Annotated in this window: 19 protein-coding genes; 6 read left to right on the plus strand and 13 right to left on the minus strand. The window is 62.5% G+C overall.

Going from position 1 to position 23,477, the window contains the following annotated elements; genetic code table 11:
* Both HMPREF0591_RS33545 and HMPREF0591_RS26270 read left to right on the plus strand, forming a co-directional pair.
* Positions 1-211: hypothetical protein (locus HMPREF0591_RS33545; protein ID WP_007171799.1), on the plus strand; the 211-nt coding region annotated here is incomplete at its 5' end.
* 15 nt (positions 212-226) lie between these two features.
* Complete coding sequence (locus HMPREF0591_RS26270; RefSeq protein ID WP_007171800.1) at positions 227-2,509, plus strand: acyltransferase family protein; 2,283 nt, start codon at positions 227-229, stop codon at positions 2,507-2,509.
* A gap of 149 nt (positions 2,510-2,658) precedes the next feature.
* Here the strand turns inward: HMPREF0591_RS26270 and HMPREF0591_RS26275 are convergent, their stop codons facing one another.
* From HMPREF0591_RS26275 to gmd, 4 genes are all read right to left on the minus strand, one after another.
* The gene (locus HMPREF0591_RS26275; RefSeq protein ID WP_040624115.1) at positions 2,659-3,414 is read right to left on the minus strand and encodes a glycosyltransferase family 2 protein; all 756 of its coding nucleotides are present in this window, start codon (positions 3,412-3,414) and stop codon (positions 2,659-2,661) included.
* Positions 3,415-3,538: 124 nt separating this feature from the next.
* A complete protein-coding gene (locus HMPREF0591_RS26280; protein WP_040624117.1) occupies positions 3,539-4,270 on the minus strand; it encodes an FkbM family methyltransferase in 732 nt (243 codons plus the stop codon).
* Positions 4,271-4,409: 139 nt separating this feature from the next.
* On the minus strand, positions 4,410-5,372 hold the full coding sequence (locus tag HMPREF0591_RS26285) for a GDP-L-fucose synthase family protein (protein WP_040624120.1): 963 nt from the start codon (positions 5,370-5,372) through the stop codon (positions 4,410-4,412).
* Between the two features lie 6 nt (positions 5,373-5,378).
* Entirely contained in the window at positions 5,379-6,401 is a 1,023-nt protein-coding gene (gmd, locus tag HMPREF0591_RS26290) for a GDP-mannose 4,6-dehydratase (protein ID WP_040624122.1), read from the minus strand.
* Between the two features lie 693 nt (positions 6,402-7,094).
* On the opposite strand from gmd, the gene HMPREF0591_RS31520 reads away from it, so the two are divergent.
* The 4 genes from HMPREF0591_RS31520 to HMPREF0591_RS26300 all read left to right on the plus strand — a co-directional run bounded on the left by HMPREF0591_RS31520 (position 7,095) and on the right by HMPREF0591_RS26300 (position 12,176).
* Complete coding sequence (locus HMPREF0591_RS31520) at positions 7,095-8,018, plus strand: class I SAM-dependent methyltransferase (RefSeq protein ID WP_244269118.1); 924 nt, start codon at positions 7,095-7,097, stop codon at positions 8,016-8,018.
* A 272-nt stretch (positions 8,019-8,290) separates the two neighbouring features.
* Positions 8,291-9,283 (plus strand): methyltransferase type 11, encoded by a 993-nt coding sequence (locus HMPREF0591_RS31525; protein WP_244269119.1) that lies wholly within the window; start codon positions 8,291-8,293, stop codon positions 9,281-9,283.
* Positions 9,284-9,594: 311 nt separating this feature from the next.
* Positions 9,595-10,848 carry a glycosyltransferase gene (locus tag HMPREF0591_RS26295; RefSeq protein ID WP_007171807.1) on the plus strand — a complete coding sequence of 418 codons (1,254 nt, stop codon included), beginning with the start codon at positions 9,595-9,597 and terminating at the stop codon, positions 10,846-10,848.
* Positions 10,849-10,901: 53 nt separating this feature from the next.
* On the plus strand, positions 10,902-12,176 hold the full coding sequence (locus HMPREF0591_RS26300) for a glycosyltransferase (RefSeq protein ID WP_007171808.1): 1,275 nt from the start codon (positions 10,902-10,904) through the stop codon (positions 12,174-12,176).
* Between the two features lie 9 nt (positions 12,177-12,185).
* Here the strand turns inward: HMPREF0591_RS26300 and HMPREF0591_RS26305 are convergent, their stop codons facing one another.
* The 9 genes from HMPREF0591_RS26305 to lipL all read right to left on the minus strand — a co-directional run bounded on the left by HMPREF0591_RS26305 (position 12,186) and on the right by lipL (position 23,435).
* A complete protein-coding gene (locus HMPREF0591_RS26305; protein ID WP_040624124.1) occupies positions 12,186-12,989 on the minus strand; it encodes a TylF/MycF/NovP-related O-methyltransferase in 804 nt (267 codons plus the stop codon).
* Between the two features lie 132 nt (positions 12,990-13,121).
* A complete protein-coding gene (locus tag HMPREF0591_RS26310; RefSeq protein ID WP_007171810.1) occupies positions 13,122-13,925 on the minus strand; it encodes a TylF/MycF/NovP-related O-methyltransferase in 804 nt (267 codons plus the stop codon).
* A 135-nt stretch (positions 13,926-14,060) separates the two neighbouring features.
* Positions 14,061-15,344 carry a glycosyltransferase gene (locus HMPREF0591_RS26315; protein ID WP_083802077.1) on the minus strand — a complete coding sequence of 428 codons (1,284 nt, stop codon included), beginning with the start codon at positions 15,342-15,344 and terminating at the stop codon, positions 14,061-14,063.
* 392 nt (positions 15,345-15,736) lie between these two features.
* Complete coding sequence (locus HMPREF0591_RS26320) at positions 15,737-17,005, minus strand: glycosyltransferase (protein ID WP_007171812.1); 1,269 nt, start codon at positions 17,003-17,005, stop codon at positions 15,737-15,739.
* Between the two features lie 124 nt (positions 17,006-17,129).
* Positions 17,130-17,957 (minus strand): TylF/MycF/NovP-related O-methyltransferase, encoded by an 828-nt coding sequence (locus HMPREF0591_RS26325; RefSeq protein WP_040624128.1) that lies wholly within the window; start codon positions 17,955-17,957, stop codon positions 17,130-17,132.
* 282 nt (positions 17,958-18,239) lie between these two features.
* A complete protein-coding gene (locus tag HMPREF0591_RS26330) occupies positions 18,240-19,304 on the minus strand; it encodes an NAD-dependent epimerase/dehydratase family protein (RefSeq protein ID WP_040624184.1) in 1,065 nt (354 codons plus the stop codon).
* A 172-nt stretch (positions 19,305-19,476) separates the two neighbouring features.
* Positions 19,477-20,508: a sulfotransferase family protein gene (locus HMPREF0591_RS26335; RefSeq protein ID WP_244269120.1), complete on the minus strand. Its 1,032-nt coding sequence runs from the start codon at positions 20,506-20,508 to the stop codon at positions 19,477-19,479.
* A 378-nt stretch (positions 20,509-20,886) separates the two neighbouring features.
* The gene (locus HMPREF0591_RS26340) at positions 20,887-21,801 is read right to left on the minus strand and encodes a sulfotransferase family protein (protein WP_007171817.1); all 915 of its coding nucleotides are present in this window, start codon (positions 21,799-21,801) and stop codon (positions 20,887-20,889) included.
* 347 nt (positions 21,802-22,148) lie between these two features.
* Positions 22,149-23,435 carry an esterase/beta-lactamase LipL gene (gene lipL / locus HMPREF0591_RS26345; protein WP_040624129.1) on the minus strand — a complete coding sequence of 429 codons (1,287 nt, stop codon included), beginning with the start codon at positions 23,433-23,435 and terminating at the stop codon, positions 22,149-22,151.
* Positions 23,436-23,477 lie beyond the last annotated feature (42 nt).

A 23,477-nucleotide genomic window follows, 5' to 3' on the forward strand; every position in this document is an offset into this window, starting at 1 on the left:
ACGGGAGGACGAGGATGTCTCCCATGCGGCATCCTGTCTTGCGAGACTGGTCGCTGCAATGGAGAACGCACTGCTCAAGGCAATCGCGGTTGGCCATATGGAGTCTGCAAGCCGCCAGATCGCCAGTCATCGGGACCGCGCCAATTTTGCGGTTGCCGACACTTCCTCTCCCTTGAGCGCTATGGTCTATGGGCCGCTCTCAAGCGGGTGAGCCGAGCACCTCAGCATGAAGCACAGATCGACGATGGGGTCACGGAGAGGGACAAGCAGATTGCCGGAACCGTTGACATCAAGCGGTGAGCGGCGGATTCGAGAAAATCCTCGATCCCGAAGCTCTCCTTTGACCGTGCCGGACAGTAAAACGAATCCTTCCGGTCCCACGACGGGTCCGCAGCATACGGGATTTCGCCCCGACATCGAGGGGTTACGCGGCGTCGCGGTGTTGGCCGTTGTCCTATATCACTGCAGCTCCCCCGGAGTGGGCGGCGGGTTCGTCGGTGTGGACGTCTTTTTCGTCATCTCGGGCTTTTTGATTACCGGATTGCTCTGGCGTGAGGCGACCACCGCCGGAACCGTCCGGCTGAGCCGCTTCTACGGCGCTAGGGCCCGCCGACTCCTGCCGGCGTCGGCTTTGGTAGGGGTCGTCACCGCCATCGCTTCAGCCATGTTGTTATCTCCGTTGGAAGTCAAGCCCGTCCTCCTCGACGGCATCGCCAGCGCGCTCTATGTCGGCAATTATCGGTTCGCTCGAGAAGGAGTTGACTACTTCCATATAAGCAAGAACACGATTTCGCCTTTCCAGCATTACTGGTCTCTGGGCGTCGAGGAGCAGTTCTACCTGGTGTGGCCGGCGCTGATCATTGCAACGGCGTGGCTAGTCCGCCGTGCACGGCGGCGCCCCAGCGCCGCGCGCGTCATGCCCTCGGCGAGGGCCTACCTATTGGTCCTCGCGCTTGTCGGAGCCGTGTCGTTCGCCTTCTCGTTGGTAGCCACCTCCGAGGCACCTCCCGTCGCTTTCTTCTCCCTACACACCCGAGCGTGGGAATTGGCCGTGGGTGGCATTGTCACGCTAACGACAACTTGGTGGCAGCGCCTACCGGTATTCGCGGCAGCAATGATCGGATGGGGCGGTCTGGTACTGATCTTGCTCGCCTGCAACCAGGTGGACGCGACCACACCATATCCGGGTATCGCCGCACTGCTGCCGGTTATGGGCACCGCGCTGGTGATCGGCGCCGGGTGCGCCCCAACCTCTTTCGGGTGCGGCCGCGTCCTGGCATCGCGGACGATGCGAGCCGTTGGCCGAGTGTCGTACTCATGGTATCTCTGGCACTGGCCGGTGCTGCTGCTCGCAACCCCGTTGCTGGGCCGCCCGATGGGGCCACTAGACGGGCTGGCAGCTGTCGTCGTTTCCCTGGGCTTGGCAGTGCTCACACTGCACCTGATCGAGAATCCCTTCCGATACTCCGCTTCGTTGCGTCGATCGGCGGGCCGCAGTCTCGCTCTCGGCGGTGGCGCGACCGCGCTCGCGGTCTGTGTGAGCGTCGCGCTGCTGGTGATCGTGCCCAACCCGGTCGGTCACGGCCCCTCGGCCCCGGCGCTGCGTGTTACGGCGGGGCCTCCCCCGACGGGCTCTAATGTTGAGCTCTACGACGCGGCAATTCAGAATGTTTTTGCGCAGGTCCAAGCTGCGGTTGCCGCGTCTGTCGACATGAAAGCAGTCCCGTCGAACTTGGACCCACCGCTTGCCGATGCAGCACGCGAAAGAGTGCCACCTGGGTTAGCGAGTTGCCTCCGCAACCTAATAGAAGTCGACCAACCCGAATGTGCGACGGGCGACACCGCTTCGGATACCACGGTGGCCCTGGTGGGCGACTCGAACGCATTCAGTTGGAGTTGGGCGTTCCAGCAAGTTGCCGAGCAGCGGCACTGGCGGCTGGAGGTTCTCACCAAGGGCGCCTGCCCAATGCTGGACCTGCCTCTCAAAGTCTTCGTTCAGCGGAACTACACCGAGTGCGAGCATTGGCGTAGTCAGATCGTCGCCCGACTCCGGAATGAGCATCCGCGGTTAATAGTGGTGAGCATGTTGCGCCACGACGGCGGATCAGGCTTCCCGCCATATGGGCCGGCATGGCTCGACAGCCTAACCCGTCTGGTGGGGCAGCTTCGTGGCACTGGCGCCGATGCCTTGGTGTTGGGGCCGACGCCGGATCTGCAGTCGATGGTGCCGGACTGCTTGTCACTCCACCTAGACGACGCGACTGTCTGCTCGGCAGCAAGATCCACGGCGGTCAACGAATCCGGCATGGCGGCAGAGAGCGCCGCCACCAGAGCCGCAGGTGGGCGATACGCGAACATCACCGAGCTATTCTGCACCGCCACCCGTTGCCCGCCCATCGTGGGCAATTCCTTGGTATACGGGGACGAATTCCATCTGACGCCCGAGTATGCTCGGGTGCTCGCACCGGCAATGGGCGTTTTGGCCGGCCGCGCGCTTACCACTAGCTGATACGGGAGTAATGCGCGCATTTCTATAGGTGTCTATAGGTGCTTCTGGCGTGCCAATCCTCAATTACCAGAGCCGGTCGACGGCCAGTCGCTCCGCATGTCGAGGTCCCGTCGAAACTCGAAGTTGGGGCCCTCAACAGGTCCTGCAGATCAATTTGTCCGCCACGGGCTCCGTGCATAGGGGCGGCCCCACCTCAGGTCCAGTGTCCGACGTGACGTCAACGGAACTCTCAAGACGAACCGCGTTGAGTTCGGCAGTCGCTTTTTGAACTCCTTGTCTTCACTAACGCTGAGCCCAGTCACGTCGTTGTATTTTGCGACGACGACGCTCATATAGCGTGTGATGAGCGCCGGATTAGAGAAGCAGCGGATGTTGAAGTCCCAGTCCGCCCAAAGACGGTAGCGGAGATTGTACGGCCCGATGCCGGCAAAGAGCTCCTTCCGATAGAAAATCGCTTGATGACAAATGTTTGTCTCAAATAGAAGCCGATCGAGATCAAAGGCACCACCGAGTCGAGAACCTGTTGAGCACAGAATTACGTCGCCGTAAACCAGGTCACTGTAGCCACATTCGTTGATAAACACCGCCACGTTCTCCAGGGTCTCGGCTTCATACAATGTGTCGTCGGCGCCTAGGAAGAGCAACCATTGGCCTTTAGCCATGCCAATACCATGGTTCATGGCGTCATATGCGCCCCGGTCGGGACCACAATGAACAACCATGCGGCCACGGAGCTGGTCGGCATGACTGCCCGCGACCCCCAGCGTTCCGTCAGTCGATTCGCCATCGACCAGGATTACTTCGAAGTCGTCGCATGTCTGTCGGACTAGACTGTCGAGGCACGCGCGAAGGGTCGCCGCCGCGTTGAACGTCGGGACGACGATCGAAAACATTGGTGCAGTCATCACTCAATCCCGTTATCAGCGGCTAACCCGGCGCATCTCTGTATACATACAATCTGTCGCACGGATTTGATCGTAGCTCCGCGCCGCGCCTTCATTATTACGAAGTGCCGGACTGGCCTGTGAGTCAACCGGCTTCTCGGAAGAAAATGCCGTCCGCCTGGAGCATCCGTCCGTCGCGCGGGTCCGCGAAGCCAGGGATCAAGCCCATCAGCGTGAAGCCGAAAGATTCCACGAGATCAAGCGCTTCACGGAAGAGCATGCCTCCTTCGTATAAAGGAAAAAACGATAGTTCGAGCTGCATGCCGACACAGCGATCAGCCACGGTTGATTTTGCCCCAGCGAGCACCTGCCTCTCGAATCCCTGAACATCGATCTTCAAGAAAAACTGATCAGCAGATCCTAAGACGTCTGGTGCCACAGAATCCAAGCGTCGTATCAGCACGTCTTCTGTACCTATATAATTAGCTGGCGGAAAAGCCTCTTGATGGCTTTTCAGCATAGGTAGAACCGAACTGCTTGCGCCAGCATTACCCGCGACATTTATCGTGATGATGCCATCAGCGTCGCCGAGGGCACATTTCCAGCAGTCCCATAACGGATCTTTTGATGCATTGTTTTGCAACTGCAAAAAGGGCATTGATAAAGGTTCGAACGAAATAATGCGACCAGTGTAAGCTGCTCTTCGAAGGTCGCTTGCATACTGTCCAGAATTTGCACCAACGTCCAAAACGAGATCTATATTCCGTGATTCAAGCTGCTTCACAAACTGGCGTTTCAGACCGCTTTCGGAATAGGGGCGTGACACCAGGAAGGTTGTGTTACGTGCGATCAGACCACCACGGCGAAACAACTGCACCAAGACAGACTAACATGTGATTAAGCTGCCTGCCTCGCCTCGGGGTTCTTAGCTTCCTATCTGCCCAGCGCAGACCGGCCCAGCGTTCCTGCCCTACTGATTTCAAAACCAGTCATACGGTCGGGCGAGTTGCGCATGTTTATTGCCGCACTGCGTCGGTGTTCTCGCGATACCACGCGACCGTTGCTTCAATGCCGTCGCTGAGCGAGATTTTCGGCAACCAGCCCGCGTTTCGTAGAACAGAAACATCCAGAAGCTTCCGCGGCGTACCGTCTGGCTTGGTTGAGTCCCAACGCGTTTCACCGCTGTATCCGACTGCAGCGGCAACCATATCTGCGATCTCTTTGATGGTATGGTCGATACCTGTGCCAATGTTGACGTGGTTTGGGCCGTCGAAGTGCTCCAAGAGGTACAGGCACGCACTAGCAAGGTCGTCGACATGGAGCAACTCACGCCGCGGAGTCCCGGTGCCCCAATTCGTTACCTTTGGGGTGCCACTGGCCTTGGCGCTCTCATATCTGCGGATCAACGCTGGCAGTAGATGAGAGCCTGACGGGGAGAAATTGTCACCCGGCCCATATAGGTTAGTTGGCATCGCAGAGATCCACGCCAAATCGTACTGACGTCTAACCGCTTGGACCTGCAGGATCCCTGCGATCTTGGCTATCGCGTACGCGTCGTTTGTCGGCTCGAGGGGCCCCGTAAGTAGTGCGTTCTCGCTGATAGGTTGCGGGGCGTACTTCGGATAGATACAAGAGGAACCGAGGAACAGCAGTCGCGGTACTCGCGCGGCCACAGCCGCATCCATCAGGTTGACCTGCATCCGGAGGTTGTCGGAGAGAAAATCGACTGGATATGTACTGTTGGCCATGATGCCGCCGACCCTGGCCGCTGCGTCGATAATGACTTGCGGCTGCGACCTTAGAACAAAGTCAAATGTCGCGGCCCTGTCGGTGAGGTCGAGTTCGCCGTGTGACCGCACCAGGAGATTGGTAAATTTCTCGGTGCGAAATTTACGCATGAGGGCGGAGCCAACAAGTCCCCCGTGCCCGGCTATATATATCGGTGATTCGCGGTTTAGGACTCCAAACGACGCGGTCATTATTAATCAATTCCAGCCCGGAAGTATCGGCTTATCGATCCATAGCTCTCCATCGCATTCGAGCGACGCGACATCGGCGTCCACCATAATTTGCGCCAGTTCGGCAGTGTGTACGGATGCCTTCCACGCGAGCGACTGGGCGGCCCTAGTCGCATCTCCTACGAGCGAATCGACCTCGGTAGGCCGCAAGTAGCGGTCGTCAAACTTGACGTACTCCTGCCAGTCCAGGCCAACATGATCGAAAGCTGTTTGAGCAAACTCTCGCACGGTATAACCACGACCCGTCGCTAACACAAAATCTTCGGGCTCGGAGGCCTGCAGCATCCGCCACATCCCTTCGACGTACTCGGGTGCGTATCCCCAGTCTCGGACGGCATCCAGGTTCCCCAGGTAAACATCTGGCTGTAAGCCGGCTTTGATACGTGCTACGGCCCGTGTAATTTTCCGTGTCACAAATGTTTCACCACGCCTGGGCGATTCGTGATTGAACAGAATACCGTTTACGGTGAACATCCCATAAGCTTCTCGATAGTTGCGTGTCGCCCAGTACGAGTAGACCTTGGCCACTCCATAAGGAGAGCGAGGGTAAAAGGGCGTCTGCTCATTTTGCGGTGGCGGCGACGCGCCAAACATCTCCGAAGAAGAGGCCTGATAATAACGGCACTCGACCCCTGCAAGGCGGACCGCTTCTAGCAGCCGGATTGATCCCATGCCCGTGGTGTCTCCGGTGTGCACTGGCTCATCAAAGCTCACGCGTACATGGGACTGTGCTGCAAGGTTGTATACCTCGTCTGGATCAATTGTGCTGAGTAAGGTCACCAGACGGGTGCCGTCGGTGAGGTCACCGTAGTGCAAGAACAACCGTGCGCTCGCGTCGTGGGGGTCGACGTAAAGGTGGTCGATTCGCGACGTGTTGAAGGTCGACGCTCGCCGGATGAGTCCGTGCACCTCATACCCCTTGCTCAGGAGGAGTTCGGCGAGATAAGAACCATCCTGGCCTGTGATGCCGGTTATGAGCGCGCGTCTCACCGGGCTCCCATTTCTGAAGGTGAACGCTCATCCGTGCGCATTGGGCACGGCATCAGTGGCGTCATGACATACCTGGTTGGGTGCTACGACCGAGCGTCGGCATCGCTCAATACTAGTGCAGAAGAGGTGCACACTATGGGCCCCGATGGGGTTCTGCCGAAACCCCGGGTTTGCCCTGTCCTGCGCAGCCAGTCGGTGCGCTCTGGGCAGTAAGGCGGCCGTGACGTCGAAGCACAAAACTCGAAGGCGCCCCAGCCGGCAGCGCCACCTTCAAGCTGCTGCGTCAACGGCGATGCACGCCGATCCGTCATGGGAATCCACAGCTGCACCACTTGATCCTTGCGCGAGTGCGCCGTCAGCATGGTCAATACATCGGAGGTAGACCCGCTGCCTCGGACGGGGCTTACCGCCCCTACGCGCCCCGCCCAAGTTGCCGATTTGGGCCTCCAGAAAGGTGTAGCGTCCAACGCGGGAAGCCCAACGCCCTGAATCCTGCGATGGGAGCAGTATTGACAACGCTGAGCCGATGTTGTTTCAGCCCCAGCAGCACCGAGTCTTTGGCATGATCGGGCAGTTGGTCTCCATGGAGATCGCCCCACTCAGGCAGCAATCAAGCGGCGCGCCATCCAGCATACCCATTGATTCAATGCAACTACGGACCGGCCGTACCACGAACAGTGAGAGTTTACGATGATGAAGACCCAAATTCCATCTCAATGCGTTCAAACCTACTGGGGAAACAGACGCTCAGTCCCAGGTGCATTTTGGGATATAGACTTTCTGCTTTTCGATCAAATCTTGCAGATGCAGAGCAGTCGAGGAATTTGCGGTAACCTACTTGAAATCGGGGCGCTTTTCGGTAAGAGCGCTATCGTCCTAGGGCGACACGTTAAGCCGCAAGAAAAAGCAATCGTGTGCGATATATTTGACTATTCGGGCGCCAATCCCGAAAATGCCGAGGAAAACTCGCAGTCCTATAAAGGTCTCAATCGCACGAAATTTGAACAAAACTATCTAAAGTGGGTCGAAAAACTACCGGAAATCATCAACGAGCTATCTTCTAATATTACGGAGCGGGTTGAGACAAAGTCGCTTCGTTTTGCTCACGTGGATGGTAGCCATCTATTTGAAGTAGTCGGCATGGACGTTGCCAACACCAGAAGGCTAATGAATGACTTTGGCGTGGTCGCAATCGATGATTTCCGCGCCGTTCACACCCCGGGAGTAGCCGCTGCAGTATGGGCCGCAGTGTGCAACGACGATTTGATGCCCATATGCATCTCTGAACAAAAATTCTATGGCTCGTGGAGTCCGGAAGTCGCAGCGAAAATGCGCGCGGATCTGACGCGCTGGGCCGCTTCGCAGCACAATTTCATTAACTATGGCACCCAGGACGTGGCCGGTAAGAGCGTACTCATCATTCAGAATCCGCCGCCTTGGGGTGGGAAAGTTCAATTGACGCTCCGAATTCCGAACCCTTGGAGACCGATTAGCATTGTAATCGAAATCCCCGCTCCATGGAAGAAACACATCGCCGCCCTTCGGATGCGGGACGTCGTGAATCTCTCCTGGGGCCGTCCATACTTGGGAATGCAACTCAGCTCTGAGAATCTCTGACTTGATGTTAGGGAAAGAATGTTCTTCAGATCTGCTCTTAGACTATTCGACAAGCGGTAAAACCACGGCCCGGCGGCGAAGACTTGTATTATCGCGCCAGCCGCCAGCACTGCGAGAAAGCGCCTATCCCACCTTCTGCCGCAAAACCGGCTTTACGCCTTGACCGTGTACGACACGCATCGATAAAGTCTAGCCTATTCGTGAATCATAGGTTCGCGGAGCGAATTTCCATCCACCGATTCAGACAGAGCCGTTGCAGGGATGAGGCAGTGATGACAACGCCCCCAGTTATCTTCATAATCTTCAATCGAACAGACACCACCAGACAGGTGTTTGAGAAGATCAGAGCGGCGAAGCCCAGGAAGCTCCTTGTGATCGCCGATGGTCCACGGCCAGACAGGCCAGGAGAGGCGGAAAGATGCGCAGCAACGCGTTCGATAATTGATGAAGTTGACTGGGACTGCGAAGTCCACAGGAACTTCGCGGACACCAATATGACCATCCGCCTCCGGATCTCGTCGGGTTTAACCTGGGCCTTTGAGCTCGTAGACAGAGCGATAATCCTAGAGCACGACTGCTTACCCTCGTCGTCGTTCTTCGACTACTGTGCGGACCTCCTAGATCGCTATGAATATGACGAGCGAATTATGATGATCTCGGGTCAGAATCACCTGTTCGGACAAGCCGAAACAACCGATAGCTATTACTTCTCGCGGTATCCGCACGTAATGTGGGGCTGGGCAACCTGGAGGCGGGCTTGGCTAAACTATGACCTGGAAATGACGCACTGGCCCGAGATCAGAGATAGAAATTTATTCGACCAATATTTTCCGAAGATGCGTGAGCGTTACTATTGGGAATCCGTCATCGAGTTCACTATTTTCAATGGCCGGTTAGATACATGGGATTACCAGTGGTTCTATAGCATGTGGGCCAATTCGGGACTTTGCGTGACTCCAGCTCAAAACCTTGCGAGGAATATCGGTCTAGATTCCGAAGCAACGCATACAAACACAAAGTACGACCAGATATACGCAACCTTGAGAGCGGAAGAGATATCTCTGCCGCTCAGGCATCCAGCCACCGTCTTGGCAAGCTATGATAAAGACCAACTCGAGGCTAAGCTTCGATTTGCTTACCACACAAGGGGAATGCTGGGTGTGTTTTTTAGGTTCCTCGCAATCAAGGTACTTTTGCGAAGAACAGTAAAACACGCTGGCAACATAGCCCAGCGTTTCAGGACTCATCGCGGTAAGGGCTCATAGCGGTCTACCCTTCGGGCAGAAAGAAAGCTCTCTTAAGATGCACAAACGCAACACTGCCCCGAGCAGAACAATCGTGATTTGATGGCGCAGTCTTATAGCAAACGGCTCGCGGCATGTTCTTCCGCAATTTGAAGTGATCAGGCGGGTGGGCGCATAAGCCATGTAGGGGTATGCGGTGGCGGCGTCGACTAAAGGCGGTAGCCACATGAAACTTCTACTCGATCAGTGACGAACAGCCGGCCCAAGGAATACAAACCAGAGATGATTGCCCCTGCCGCAGCCGACGGGCGGGACCGCCGAAAGGATTCGTTATGAAGTTCGCCCTAGCAAGCTACGGCACCCGCGGCGATGTCGAGCCCTGCACGGCGGTCGCTCGCGAGCTGCGTCGCCGCGGGCACGAAGTCGGCATGGCCGTCCCGCCCAACCTGGTCGCCCTCGTCGAGTCAGCCGGATTGACGGCCGCCGCCTACGGACCGGATCAGCAGGAGGGCTTCTGGGACACCGACTTCCTCGCCAAGTTCTGGAACTTCCCCGAGGGCAGACGGCGATGGCGGGAAGCCCAGGACATGCTTGTCCGCTCCTGGGCGGAAATGAGCGCGACGCTGGCATCGCTGTCCGAGGGTGCCGATCTGGTGTTCACCGGCCCGGGCTTCCCGGGAATCGCCGCCGACGTGGCCGAATACCTCGGCCTTCCGCTGGCCACCATGCACTACTTCCCGATGCGGCCCAACGGCCAGCTCGCCCCGAACCTGCCGGCGCCGCTGGTGCGCTCGGGGATGGCTGCGCTGGACTGGGTCCAGTGGCGGGTGACGAAGAGGGCCGAGGACGCGCAGCGCCGGGCGTTCGGACTGCCCAAGGCGAAGGGCCCGGCGCCGCAACGGATGGGCGCCCGGGGCGCGTTGGAGATCCAGGCGTATGACGAAGTGTGCTTCCCCGGGCTGGCCGACGAATGGCTGAAGTGGAACGGCCAACGCCCCTTCGTCGGGACGCTGACCATGGAGCTGAACACGGACGTCGACGACGAGGTCGCATCGTGGATCGCGGCGGGAACACCGCCCATCTGCTTCGGCTTTGGCAGCACAACGGTCGATTCACCCGCCGAGACGATCACCATGATCAGCGAGGCCTGCGCGGAGTTGGGCGAGCGGGCGCTGGTGTGCTCCGGCAAAACCGATTTCAGTGGCGTCGCTCATCCAGACCACGTCAAGGTAGTGGGCGTGGTCAACTACGCTGCGGTGTTTCCCGCTTGCCGGGCTGTGGCGCACCACAGCGGCGCGGGCACCACGGCCGCGGGCCTTCGCGCCGGAGTGCCCACCCTGAGCCTGTGGAGCATGAGCGATCAGAAGATCTGGGCCGGCCAGGTGGACCGGCTGAAAGTCGGTGTCGCCCGCCCATTTTCCCAAACCACGCGCGAGTCGCTGGTGGCCGACCTGCGCCAGATCCTCTCCCCCGACTACGTCGCCCGCGCCCGCGAGCTGGCCGCTCGGATGACGAAGCCCGCGGACAGCATCACCAAGACCGCTGACCTTCTGGAAAACTTCGCGCGATCGGGACGGGTTAGGTGACGACCGGTACCCCCCACCTCGCCAACGCGCGGCGACTGCGAGGCTAGGGCCTAATGAGATTTGCCATGGCAAGCTACGGAACGCGCGGTGACGTCGAGCCTTTGGCAGCTGTCGGCCGCGAGCTGCTGCGCCGAGGGCACGAGGTGGCCATGGCGGTCCCGCCGGAATTGGCGGATTTCGCCGGGTCCGCCGGGCTCGCGGCTGTCCCGTACGGCCCGGAACTGCATGATTTTCTCGACGAAGAGTTCCTTCGCAACATGTGGGCGGAGTTCTTCCGGAGCATCTGGACGGTCCGCAGCCCGATCAGACTGATGCGCAAGGTGTGGGAGCCCCTGATCCGGTATTGGGGCGAGGTGAGTACGACGCTGACATCGCTCGCGGCCGGCGCCGACCTGCTCTGTACCGGCCTGAATTTCGAGCAGGCCTCCGCCAACGTCGCCGAGTTTTACGGCATTCCACTGGCCACTCTGCATCACTTCCCGATGCGGGCCAACGGACAGCTCGTCCCGCGCGTGCCGGCGCCGCTGTTCCGCTCCAGCATGAAAACGGTCGAGTGGTTGTTTTGGCGCTCGACGAAGCGGGTCGAAAACGAACAGCGCCGCGAACTCGGCCTGCCCGCGGCCACGAAATCCTCGCCGCAACGGATCGCCGAACGCGGCTCGCTCGAGATCCAAGCCTATGACGAAGTCTGCTTTCCCGGCCTGGCCGCCGAATGGGCGAAATGGGGCGACCGACGGCCCTTTGTCGGTGCGCTGACGATGCAGTTGACCACCGACGCCGACGAGGACGTGGCGTCGTGGATCGCCGGCGGGTCGCCGCCGATCTGCTTCGGCTCGGGCAGCATCCCTCTCGAATCGCCCTCCGCCACAGTCGAGATGATCAGCTCGGCGTGCGCGGCGTTGGGCGAGCGGGCGTTGCTGTGTTTCGGCGGAACCGACTTCAGCGAAGTGTCACATTCCGAGCACGTCAAGCTGGTGGGGGTGGTGAATTACGCGTCGATCTTCCCAGCCTGCCGCGCGGTCGTTCACCACGGGGGTTCCGGCACCACCGCAGCGAGCCTGCGTGCCGGCGTCCCCACGTTGATCCTGTGGAGTTCGGCCGACCAACCGTACTGGGGCAATCAGGTCAAGCGACTCAAGGTGGGAACCGCCCGGCGCTTCTCGCGGACCACAGAGAAATCGCTTGTGTCGGACCTCCGCGAGATCCTCGCCCGGGAGTACGCAATTCGTGCCCGGGAACTCGCCGGACGGATGACGACCCCCGCCGACAGTGTCGCAAGGGCCGCCGATCTGTTGGAAAAGGCCGCGCGGGAGAAGGGTTCCGGCTGAAGCGCGTCCTCAGCGCGCCGGCTTGATCAGCAAGCCCTGCCCGGTGGGCAGGGCGCAGATCTTGACGCCCAGGTCGTTCGCCACCGCGTCCATGGCGCGACGTTGTTCGTCGCGGCCCCGATTGGCGTAATCGTCCAGGAGCACGAACGCTCCGGGTGTGAGCCGCGGCCAGAAATACCGCAGGGCGGCGACTTCCGGTGGGGCGCAGTTCATGTCGATGTGCAGGTAGGCGACGGCCGTCGCGTCGACCTCGTCGAGTGTCTCGGGAACCGCGCCCACGATGATGCGGTGGTTCTGCCACTCCGCGAAATTCGCGCGGACGCTTTCGACCCCGCTGGCATACATCCCGTTGCGCAGGTGGTCTTCGCTGACTTCCAAGGCCCCGGCCCGGCGTTCGTTCTCGGTGACAAAGCGCGGGTCGATCCCGGCGAACGTATCGAGCAAATAGAACGTCTTGCCCAGCCGGTCCCAGTCCAGGTACTCCATGATGGCGCTGCTCAAGAACCCGTAACTCACGCCGCATTCCACGAAGTCACCGTCGAGCTTGCTGGCGCTGGCGGCCGCCCACAGACCCACGTGCACGCGCCACTGCCACCGGTACCAATCCTCTTTGCCCAGGGAGCGGGCGCCGCGCCGGTAGGCGCGCTGGAAGTCCGGATCGTCCAGGAACGCGTGATAGTTGTTGAACGTGACCAGCGCGTCGTTGGCGTAAACGTCGGGAAGAATGGTGCGCGCGAGCCAGTACTCGGTGCGCACCCACCACATCCGCAGGCGGGTTCCGGTTGTCAGCCCTGTTGCCACGGCGGCAACCATAACACTGGCGGACAGCTCATCTGCGACAAACGCGACGGGCTCACCTGTTCACCCAGCCGGATGAGCAAAGCTGCTGAAATCCAGGAAATTTCAGCCACCCGTGCGCGCGCCAGGCAGTCAGCCCACTGCGGCCTACTTGCGCCACAACACGCCGGTGCCGTCGATCTCCACGATCTCCGCGGTCACGCCGTGCTTTGCGCGGTAGTCGGTCACCGCCTGTTCGCACGCCTTGATCGCGTGGTAGTCGTCGACGATGCAGAATCCGCCGGGCGACAGCCGCGGATAGAGCGCATCGAGCGCCTGGATCGTCGACTCGTACAGGTCGCCGTCCAGCCGCAGCACGGAGATCCGATCGATCGGCGCATCCTGCAGCGTGTCCTTGAACCAGCCGGGGACGAACCGAACCTGGTCGTCGAGCAGCCCGTAGCGCTCGAAATTGGCCTTGACTTCGGATTCGGGAATGCCGAGGATGCGCGCGTGCCGGTGCAGCGTAATCCCTTTGTCCTGCTTGTAGTTTGCGACGTCCGGAGGCGGCACGCCGGCGAACGAGTCGCACAGCCACACGCAACGCTTTTCGTCCCCGTTGGCGGCGAGCACTGCGCGCATCAGGATCGACGCGCCGCCGCGCCACACCCCACACTCGACCAGATCGCCGGGGACGTCTTCTTCCAGCACCGTCTCCACACAATGCTGCAGGCTGGTCAGCCGCTGCATGCCGATCATCGTCAGGGCGTCCGCCGGCCAGTCCAGTCCCAGGTCGCGAGCGTGCTTGTTGAACGGCCGCTTGCGCACCAGCATCAGATTGCGCGTGCTGAACAAGGGGCGTCCCAAGCGGTACCAGCCCACCGGCACCAATTCGTCGTTGCCGTACCTGGTCAGGTCGCGTCGGAGCAAGTCGAGGTATGCGAACCGCGTGTCGTGATCAGTCACGGCCAAAAGTGCCCCTTATCCCGCAAGTCAATAATCCCGGTCATGAGCCTAGACGGCCGCCAGGGCCGTCAATGCGTTTCGCAGTCTATCCACCAATCAGACCCGAATCGCCAACTTACCTCTCCGGACCACCGCAACAGCTCAGCGACCACGCTCCGCGCCTGCGCGATCACAGCGGCCCGAGCGGGCGAAGCTTTCCAGCAGGTCGACGGCGCGCCCCACGCTCTCGGAGGGCTTGCTCATCCGGCTGGAGATCTCTCTCGCGCGCGCGGTGTACTCGGGGGCGAGGATCTTGCGCAAGTCCTTGACCAGCGTTTCGCGGGTGCTTGCCGAGAAACGCCGCGACGTGCCCACCTTCAACTGCTTGATGTGCGAGCCCCAGAACGGCTGGTCGCCCGCCGTCCACAGGATCAGCGTAGGTATCCCTGCACGCAAGCCCGCAGCCGTGGTGCCCGAGCCACCGTGGTGGACGACCGCCCGGCAGGCAGGGAAGATCTTCGTGTAGTTCACCACGCCCACCACCTTCACGTGGTCGGGCTGCGGCACGCCGCTGAAGTCACTCCAGCCGGAGCAGACCAGCGCCCGCTCCCCCAGCTCCGCGCAGGCCGCGCTGATCAAGGCGACCGTGTCCGCCGGAGATTCGGCGACCGGCATGCTCCCGAAACCGAAGCAGATCGGCGGCGTGCCCTTGGCGATCCACGACAGCACCTCGTCGTCGGCGTCGGTGGTCAACTCCATCGTCAACGAGCCGACGAACGGCCGCTGGCCCTGCCATTCCGCCCACTCGGCCGCCAGACCGGGGAAGCACACTTCGTCGTAGGCCTGGATTTCCAACGACCCGCGTTCGGCGATCCGTCGTGGCGACGCCACCGAGGCGGTGGGCAGGCCGAGCTCCCGGCGCTGCCTGTCCTCGGCCTTCTTGTTCATCCGCCAGCACATCCAGTCGTACACCGACATTCCGGTGCGGACCATCGGCCCGGGCAACCTGGGAATCAGCTCGCCGTTGGGCCGCATCGGGATGTAGTGCAGCGTGGCCATCGGGATCCCGTAATGATCCGCGACGTTGACCGCGAGGTCCTGATAGAGCTGGCCGCTGAACAGCAAATCGGCCCCCGCACCCACCGACATCAGCGACGCGCTCATTTCCTGCCAGTTGCGCAGCACGGGCTCCCAGGCGTCGCGCATCAACTTGACCGGCCCCCGGACGAAATTCTTCCAGAAGTCGCGGATGAATTCGTCGCTCCAGAAGTCGTGCATATCGGGGCCGTACGCGATGGCCGAAAGCCCCACTTCCTGAGCCAGCTCAACGAGATTCGGCGGAACGGCCATGCGCACTTCGTGGCCCCTGCGCATTAGTTCTCGGCCGATAGCGAGGCACGGCTCGATATCGCCACGAGTCCCATAGCTTGCCACAGCAAATTTCATCGCCCTGTAACCTTAATCACTTTTCCCGTGCGTGGGCACTCTCGAGATAGAGTCTTTAGCCCCTAATTCCGGCCTCTCCCTTCCCGATTGGGATCGACTGCGTTTTCGCCGCATCGGACTGCGGTCGGCGGTCCGCGAGCGGGCGGAATAATGACGATCAGCGGGCGTAGCCAGGTACGACGAAGCCAACTGCATCGGCCCTATCCCCCCGACCTCGAACTATGACGACCCCGGGCGCCGCGACTCGAGCCCAGGCGTCGTCGCCTGATCAGACATCAGTCTGCCAGAGGATTGGTTCGATGTCTCCAGAAGGACGAACTGGGCGTGGCGTGGGCGCGATGGGCAAATGCGCTGGTCGAATCGCACGCAGCGGGGCCCCCGGGACTGGGCGGTCAGGCGCGGCTCCGCGAGCTGGCAAACTTCTCCACCACGTCGGCAGCCTTGACGACGCTCTCGGCGGGTTTGGTCATGTGCCTGGCAATCTCGCGCGCCCGAAGGGCGTAGCCCGGGTCGAGTATCCGGCGCAGGTCCGCTACCAGCGTCTGGCGGGTGGTGGCCGAAAAGCGGCGCGTCGTACCGACTTTCAGTCGCTTCAGCTGCGCGCCCCAGATGGTCTGGTTGGCGTCCATCGACAAGATCAGCGTGGGCACTCCGGCGCGCAGGCTTGCCGCGGTGGTGCCCGAACCGCCGTGGTGGACGACCGCGCGACAGGCGGGAAACACCGTCGCATAATTCACCGCGCCCACCACCTTGACGTGGCCGGGAAGTGGCACGTCGCTGAAATCGCTCCAGCCGGCGCAAATCAGCGCCCGCTCGCCCAATTCCGCGGAGGCTCCGGCGATCATCTCGACCGTGTCGACCGGGGATTCGACCGGCATGCTGCCGAACCCGAAACAGATCGGCGGCGTTCCGGCGGCTATCCACGACGCGACGTCGTCGTCGGCGCCCGTGGTCAATGCCATTGTCAACGGGCCGACAAATGGCCGCTGGTCCTCCCATTTCGCCCATTCGGCCGCCAGCCCGGGAAAGCAAACCTCGTCGTATGCCTGAATTTCTAGCGATCCCCGCTCGGCGACGCGTCGCGGCGATGGATACGTCGCCCGCGGCAGCCCGAGTTCGCGGCGCTGCGTGTCCTCGACCTTCTTGTTGAGGCGCCAGGAGAACCAGTCGAACGCAGTCATCGCCGAACGCGCCAGCGGCGCCGGCAGCATCGAGACGACCTGACCGTTCGGCCGCATGGGAACGTGATGCAGCGTGGCCAGGGGCATGTCGTAATACTCCGCGACGTTGGCTGCCGGTTCCTGATAACTCTGCCCGGTCAACAGCAGGTCGGCTCCCCCGGCCACGGAGACCAGGGTCGTGCTCATCTGCGACCAGCACTGGTCGCTGAGGTCCCACATTTCGCGCCACATGCTTCTCATCTCCCGCACCCTGTAGAACGTGCTGAACAGCGACGTCCAGAAGTTGCGGTACAGGTCGAGCCAGGCCTGCGATTCCAGCCCGTACGAAACGGCCGGCAACCCCGCCGCCTCGGTGAAGGCGATGGAGTCGGGCGGAACCGCCATGCGCACGTCATGCCCCCTGTGGAGCAGCTCGCGTCCGACCACCACGGAAGGCTCGATATCGCCGCGAGTTCCGTAGCTTGCCAGCACAAGTTTCATCGCGAAAATCCAAGCCCTTCAGTTACCCCATCGGCGGCAATGATGCCCGGAGATCACTGTAAATATCGACGAATCCCCACTTCGACCCGGCCGACTTCAGCGGGTATCAGTGCGGCGAGCGCGTTCACCCCTTACGCCAGAGCACCCCGGTGCCGTCGATCTCGACGATCTCCGCCGTCACACCGTGTTTCGTCCGGTAATCGGTGACGGCCTGCCGGCACGCGTCGATAGCGTGGTAGTCGTCGATGATGCAAAACCCACCCGGAGAGAGGCGCGGGTAGAGCGCGTCGAGCCCTTGAATGGTCGACTCGTAGAGGTCGCCGTCGAGCCGCAGGACGGCGATGCGGTCGATCGGGGCGTCGCACAGCGTGTCCTTGAACCATCCGGGGAGAAACCGAACCTGCTCGTCCAGCAACCCGTAGCGTTCGAAGTTCGCCCTGACTTGTGGCTCCGACACGGCCAGCACGCCGGCGGCCCGGTGCAGCCGAATCCCCTTGTCCGCTTTGTAGTGTGCGGTGTCAGGGGGCGGCACCCCCTCGAACGAATCGGCCAGCCACACGCTGCGCTTCTTGTCGCCGTAGACCGCCAGCACGGCCCGCATCAGGATCGACGCCCCGCCACGCCACACGCCGCATTCGACCAGATCGCCGGGGACGCCGTCTTCCAGCACCGTTTCCACGCAGCGCTGCAAACTCGTCAGCCGTTCCATGCCGATCATCGTCAGGGCGTCCGCGGGCCAATCGAGGCCGAGGCCGCGTGCGTGCGGATTGAAAGGTCGTTTGCGCACCAGCATGAATTTGCGGGTGCTGAAGACCGCGCGTCCGAAGTAGTTCCAACCGACGGGCACCAACTCGTCGCTGCCGTACCGGGTGAGGTTGCGCCGGAGCAGATCGAGGTAGGCCGATCGCGTGTCCACGAATGATGAGCGCGCATCGCGACCGGCAACGGTCAAGGCTTCCCCCTAGTTCGCGCGAAATTCCTCCCTTTGATCAGCCTAGACGCCCGCCGAGGCCACCAACGCGTTTCGGATGATTCCGTCGACCTCGTCACCGCTCGACCTCTCGATTCGACCCGGGTAGCCAACCGGACGCCCCGCCGCCTGACCGCCGGTCAACCACTGTGGACCATCATATGCCGCAGAAGACACCGCCCCGGCGACACGGCTTGACGTTGTTTGCTGGATTCGCCGCCAGCTCACCGCCGCGGGCACGGCAAAGCCGTTACTGCCCTTCGATCACCCGGCGGGAGATTCGGATTCCCTGGCGATCCACTCCAGCAACGCGGGCAGGCCCTCGTCGAGGGTCCACTTCGGCCGCCAGTCCAGTTCGGTGCCGGCCGGTCGGATGTCGCAGCTCGCGGCGCGCACGTCACCATCGCGGAATTTCGGGACGACGGTCGGATCGGGGGCGTCACACAGGGCGGCGACTTTGTCGGCCAGCTGGTGGATGGTGGTGGCGTCGCCCGATCCGACGTCCAGTCGCCGGGATCCGGTCGCGGCTCGCTTGAGCGCCGCGAACAACGCTTCGACGACATCGTCGATGTAGACGAAATCCCGCACGATCCGGCCGTCCTCGTACACCTCGAGTGATTGCCCTTCGCGCGCCAGCCGCGCGAAGAGGGCCACTATTCCGGTGTACGCATTGGTCAGCGATTGCCCGGGGCCGTAAACGTTCTGTAGCCGCAGCACACTGAGGTTGGTGTCGTGCGCGGCGGTCCAGGCCGCCAGCAGATGCTCCTGGGCGAGCTTGGTCGCCGCATACACGTTGGTCGGCCGGGGTTCGGTGGTGCTCGCGCAACTCGGCAGCGGCGCCGCAGGTTCACCGGCGGGCCCTTGCGGGTCCCACTGGCCGGCCACCAGCTGCGCGTGGCTGCGGGGCGGCGGATAGAAGATGTCGTCGCCGGCTTGCCACGCTCCCTCTCCGTAGACCGCGCGCGACGATGCAAGCACCAGCTGGTCGGGAACGATGCCGGAGCGGCTCAAGGCGTCGAGCAGTTGGGTGGTGCCCACGACGTTCACCGAGCCGTGGCGCGTCGCCTCCGACAGCGACTGCGCCGTCCCCGTCTCGGCAGCCAAGTGGACGATCTGGGACGGACGGCACAACCGAAGCACCGCGTCCCAATCGGGGGCATGCGTGACGTCGCCGGTCAGCAACCGCACCGACGACGGCAGGTCCAGCGGCCGCCCCGCGCCGTGCACCTGCGGGTGCAGGATGTCCATTACCGCCACGTCGTAACCGGCCTCGACGAGGCGATGCGACAGCGCCGACCCGATGAATCCCGCTCCCCCGGTGATGAGCACGGATGCTGACACGAGCCGATGCCTCCCATTGGTGTGCAGGTCGCTGACCGGCACAAGTTGCCGAGAGCGCGGTCCGGTCGATCATATCGGGGACCGTCGCGGGGCAGCCGGATTCCCGATACCGGTCCGCTTGGCTGAACGCGCGTTGATCACATTTGCCGGGCGGCCCGGGCTACGCCCAGGTGCCCCTGCGCCGATGGGCCATCGCAAGGACCTCCATCACCGGTCCCGCGACCACGGGCGGGAAGGCGCGAAACAGCATGCTGTTGGACAACCCGTGAAAGTCCTGGAATGCCTGACGAAAGTCGCGTTCGCACGCCCGGTAGGACTCGAAGACGCCGTCCAGTGTGGCTCCGTCGACGGGCTCGTCCTGCGCGGCCGCGCGAAAGGTTTCATACACCGCGGACATCCAATTGGCGCCGAAAAGGTCTGCCACCGGGCCGGCGTGTCGTTGGCGTCGCAGGTCAGGCCTGAGGAAGTCCTCGACCGCCTGCTCCTCCTCGGGGCTGAGTTCATCCGGGAGTGTCACGGAGATCCGCTTGACCTCCCGGCGCCAGTCGTCAAGGAGATTGGCGTACTCGACGAACACGCGCAAGACACCCCGCGTCTGCCGCTCGGCCAGCAGGTTGTACTTCAGCCAGATCGCGCTGGCGAGCGCGGGAGAGACATGCCAGGAGGCGGCGATGGACTTGACGACCTCTTGTGGCTGGCGCACCGCGATGACGGTCGCGACATCGAATCCGCCCAGGCGTGCGGCCTCGAACCACAGGTCGGACAGGGCGGTGATCCGGGGCTCCTTGATCACCACGAGCGGCGCGGCCGGCAGGGTGGCCAGATACGCCCCGATCTTGGCGATGTGGGCGGCCTTTTCGTCGGCACGGAAGGCATCGCCCTCCAGCAGGCGCAGCGACGGGTCGTACCAGTTGCTGGCGTGACTGCGCAGGATCGACTCGTTGAGCGTGATGGCCGCCCGCGGTTCCCAGTAGCCGAGCGGATTGTTCGTGTCGGCGCCCAACATCCCGGCCGGCAGCGTGCCACCGCAGAGCGAGAGAACCCGCGTGATCGCAGAGGTACCCGAGCGTTGCGGGCCCAGTACGAACAGGATCACCGGGCGACTCCCGGCTTCCCGGTGGCCGGAATGCTTGGGACGACGGACGGCGCGGGGAGGGCTTTCGGCGAACTGGGCGGTCCGGGCAGGTCTCATCGCGAACGCAAACCTTTCGATGTCATGCGCCTGGCTACATGCGGATTCGGTTGTTGGCCATGGCGTTCCGATTGCCCGTGCGTCCGCATTTGTCAACGCACGGCAACGCCGTCACAGCCGTCACCGCCTTGCCCGATGTGCACGACGAGGTTGAGATGCGAAACCGGCTCTATCTCAACGGCTCTGGCACAAAGACGACACTTTCCCCGTGCACCCCCTGCGGGATCAGGCTCTCCCCGGACAAGCGAATGATCGGATCGTGGTGCGTTGAATACCCTAACGCGATTGCAGTGACTATGGCGTCAATTTTGGATATTCGTTTGGTTACTTGATGTTTGGTTGACTTCGCGCACTTGCGTGCCGAAAGCCACACAGCAGCTAGGCCCAGGTGCCCTTTCGCCGGTGCGCCAGCGCGACGAGCTCCAGCACCGGCTTCATCAGCGACGGCCGAAGCAGCCTGGCGGTGAGACTGTTGGAGTGGCTGCGGGCGTCTTCCAACGCGAGCCGGAAATCATGTTCGCTGGCGCGGTAGGCCTCGAATACATGATCCAGCGTCGCCACGTCCGGCGGCCCGTCCAGCGCCGCGGCGCGCATCGCCTCGTAGACCGCCGACATCCAGCCGGCGCCGAAGCGATCGACCACCGGGCCGCTGTCCCGGTTGCGCCGCAGATCGGGGGTGAGGAACTCGTCGACGGCGCTTTCGTCCTCGGCACACAGGTCGATATCCAGCGCGGCGGAAATCCGCTTCACCTCGCGGCGCCAGTTGTCCAGGAGTTGCGTGTACTCGACGAACACCCTTGGCACGCCGCGCGAGTGGCGCTCGGCCAGCAGATTCCCCTTCAACCACAAGGCGCTCGCGAGTTCCGGCAACGCCCCGGTGGCCTTACCCAGCGACGCGATCACCTCCTGCGGGTGTCGCACCGCGATCACAACCGCGACGTCGAGACCCGCTTGGCGCGCCGCTTCCAACCACATCTCCCAGAGCACCACGATCTGCAGGTCCTTGATGACCAGCAGCGGCGCATCCGGCAGCGACTTCAGATAGGCCGCGATCTCGGCGGTGCACGCCACCCGCTCCGCCTCGGTGAAGGCGCCCTCTTCCAGCACCCGCAGAGACGGGTCCCACCAGGCGCTGCCGCGGCGCTCCAGGATCGACCGGTTGAGGAGCAGGGATGCGCGCGGCTCCCAATAACCGCGCTGGTTGATTTCGTCGGCGCCCATCATGCCCGCCGGGAGCGTGGCACCACACAGGGAAAGAACCCGCGTCAGCGCCGACGTGCCCGACCGGCCCATTCCCAGAACGACCAGGGCGAGTGGGCGCGTCGCGGTTGCAGCCCCGGAGAGATTGGCGGACGCGGCAGCGGGTTCGGCGGGTCTCGTGGCGCGGGCCCATTTCATCGAGCTTCCAGCCTTCCAGTCATGTGTCGGCATCGATGCCAGGTGTATCGCGGCATTATTACCGATTGTTTGACTTTGCGGGCCTGGTTTATGAAACACATGTCAACTATGTAAAACCCTTGTGCACGGCACATTAATCAGACCGCTTAGCAATCCGCTGACCTGCGCTTATGTCTTGCCGGCCACCGCGGCGGCATGCTTGAGTGCGGTTTACTCAACCGTGAACGCGATGGTCGGGCGTGTTAGCCCGCGGCGGCTCCCGGCTCGAAGAACGGCGCCCCGTACTCGGTCACCGGTGAGAAGCCGTGTCTGCGCGCCTTCTCGGCGGCCTTGCGAATCAGCGCGTAGATGCCGACGAACGCGGCGTGGTCGGTCATCACGAACGGGGTCAGCAGCCGGTTGTGCACCAGCGAGAACGCCACCCCGCTGGCCGGGTCGGTCCAGCCCAGCGACCCGCCCAGCCCGACATGACCGAACCCGGGCATCACGTTCCCGATGGGCAGGCTGTGGTAGCCGAGGTGGAACGCCAACGGCACGAACAGGTTCCGGTCGGGCCGCAGGCTGCGCCGGCCGGTCAGTCCGGCGACCATCTCGCGGGACAGGAACCGGATGCCGTCGACCTCGCCGCCGTTGGCGATCGCCCCGTACATCCGCGCCAGCCCACGGGCCGTCGCCACGCCGTTGGCCGCCGGGATCTCCGCGTCGAGCAGCGGGGTGTCACCCTGCACCGCGGCGACCATGCCCGGGAAGTACATGGACCGGAATCCTCCGGACAGCTCGTTGGCCACCTTGCGCGTCACGCAGCTGAGCACCGGATTGCGCACCAGGTTCTGCGGCGCCACGATCTGGGCGACCCGCGTCGGCGCGCCGGCCGGCGGGCGACCCAGATACAACCCGTCGGTGCCCAGCGGCTCGGCGAGTTCCTCCCGGATCAGCGCCCGCATGCCCTTCCCGGTGACTCCGCGGGCCAGCCCGGACATCAGCCAGCCGAAGGTCAGCGCGTGATACGCCGGCTTGCCCAGCAACCGCCCCGGCGCCGCCGCCGCCAGCCGTTCCTCCATCACGACGTGGTCCAGCAGGTCTTCGCTGTTGGCGCCGCGCAGGCCGGACAGGCCCGCGGCGTGCCTCATCACGTCGCGGACGGTGAGCTTCGCCTTGCCGTTGGCCGCGAACTCCGGCCAGTACTCGGCGACGGGCGCCTCGTAGTCGATCAGCCCCCGGTCGGCGAGCCGGTGAATAACCGTGGCGGCCATCCCCTTCGTCGCCGAGAACACCATCGGCGCGGTGTCCGCCGACCACGGCCGATGGCCGCCCCGGTCGGACCAGCCGCTCCAGACGTCCACGACGGGCTGGCCGTCGAGATAGACCGCGAGCGCGCCGCCGCCGAACCGGCGGGCGGGAAACATGGTCGAGAAGCTGCGAACGACGCATCCGAAGTGTGAGTCCGCCGCGCCGGACACACGGTGACCTGCGTCAAGGTCATCGTGGACAGGGACCGCGCGGCGATCGACTCGGGCTTCCACCGTCACAATTTCGAATTTACTTGGATTTCACACCGTCCCGGAGCGAAA

Origin of the sequence: Mycobacterium parascrofulaceum ATCC BAA-614 (assembly GCF_000164135.1) — a bacterium.
Taxonomy (GTDB): domain Bacteria; phylum Actinomycetota; class Actinomycetes; order Mycobacteriales; family Mycobacteriaceae; genus Mycobacterium; species Mycobacterium parascrofulaceum.

Excerpts from the sequence above, each read along its gene's own strand:
- HMPREF0591_RS26285 (WP_040624120.1), bottom strand. The coding sequence starts at position 5,372 with ATGACCGCGTCGTTTGGAGTCCTAAACCGCGAATCACCGATATATATA.
- HMPREF0591_RS26340 (WP_007171817.1), bottom strand. The coding sequence starts at position 21,801 with ATGGGCCGGTCGGGCACGTCGGCGCTGACGCGGGTTCTTTCCCTGTGT.
- HMPREF0591_RS26275 (WP_040624115.1), bottom strand. The coding sequence starts at position 3,414 with ATGACTGCACCAATGTTTTCGATCGTCGTCCCGACGTTCAACGCGGCG.
- HMPREF0591_RS26305 (WP_040624124.1), bottom strand. The coding sequence starts at position 12,989 with ATGGTTGCCGCCGTGGCAACAGGGCTGACAACCGGAACCCGCCTGCGG.
- HMPREF0591_RS26295 (WP_007171807.1), top strand. The coding sequence starts at position 9,595 with ATGAAGTTCGCCCTAGCAAGCTACGGCACCCGCGGCGATGTCGAGCCC.
- HMPREF0591_RS26270 (WP_007171800.1), top strand. The coding sequence starts at position 227 with ATGAAGCACAGATCGACGATGGGGTCACGGAGAGGGACAAGCAGATTG.
- HMPREF0591_RS26335 (WP_244269120.1), bottom strand. The coding sequence starts at position 20,508 with ATGAGACCTGCCCGGACCGCCCAGTTCGCCGAAAGCCCTCCCCGCGCC.
- HMPREF0591_RS31525 (WP_244269119.1), top strand. The coding sequence starts at position 8,291 with ATGACAACGCCCCCAGTTATCTTCATAATCTTCAATCGAACAGACACC.
- HMPREF0591_RS26315 (WP_083802077.1), bottom strand. The coding sequence starts at position 15,344 with ATGAAATTTGCTGTGGCAAGCTATGGGACTCGTGGCGATATCGAGCCG.
- HMPREF0591_RS26300 (WP_007171808.1), top strand. The coding sequence starts at position 10,902 with ATGAGATTTGCCATGGCAAGCTACGGAACGCGCGGTGACGTCGAGCCT.
- HMPREF0591_RS26320 (WP_007171812.1), bottom strand. The coding sequence starts at position 17,005 with ATGAAACTTGTGCTGGCAAGCTACGGAACTCGCGGCGATATCGAGCCT.
- HMPREF0591_RS31520 (WP_244269118.1), top strand. The coding sequence starts at position 7,095 with ATGAAGACCCAAATTCCATCTCAATGCGTTCAAACCTACTGGGGAAAC.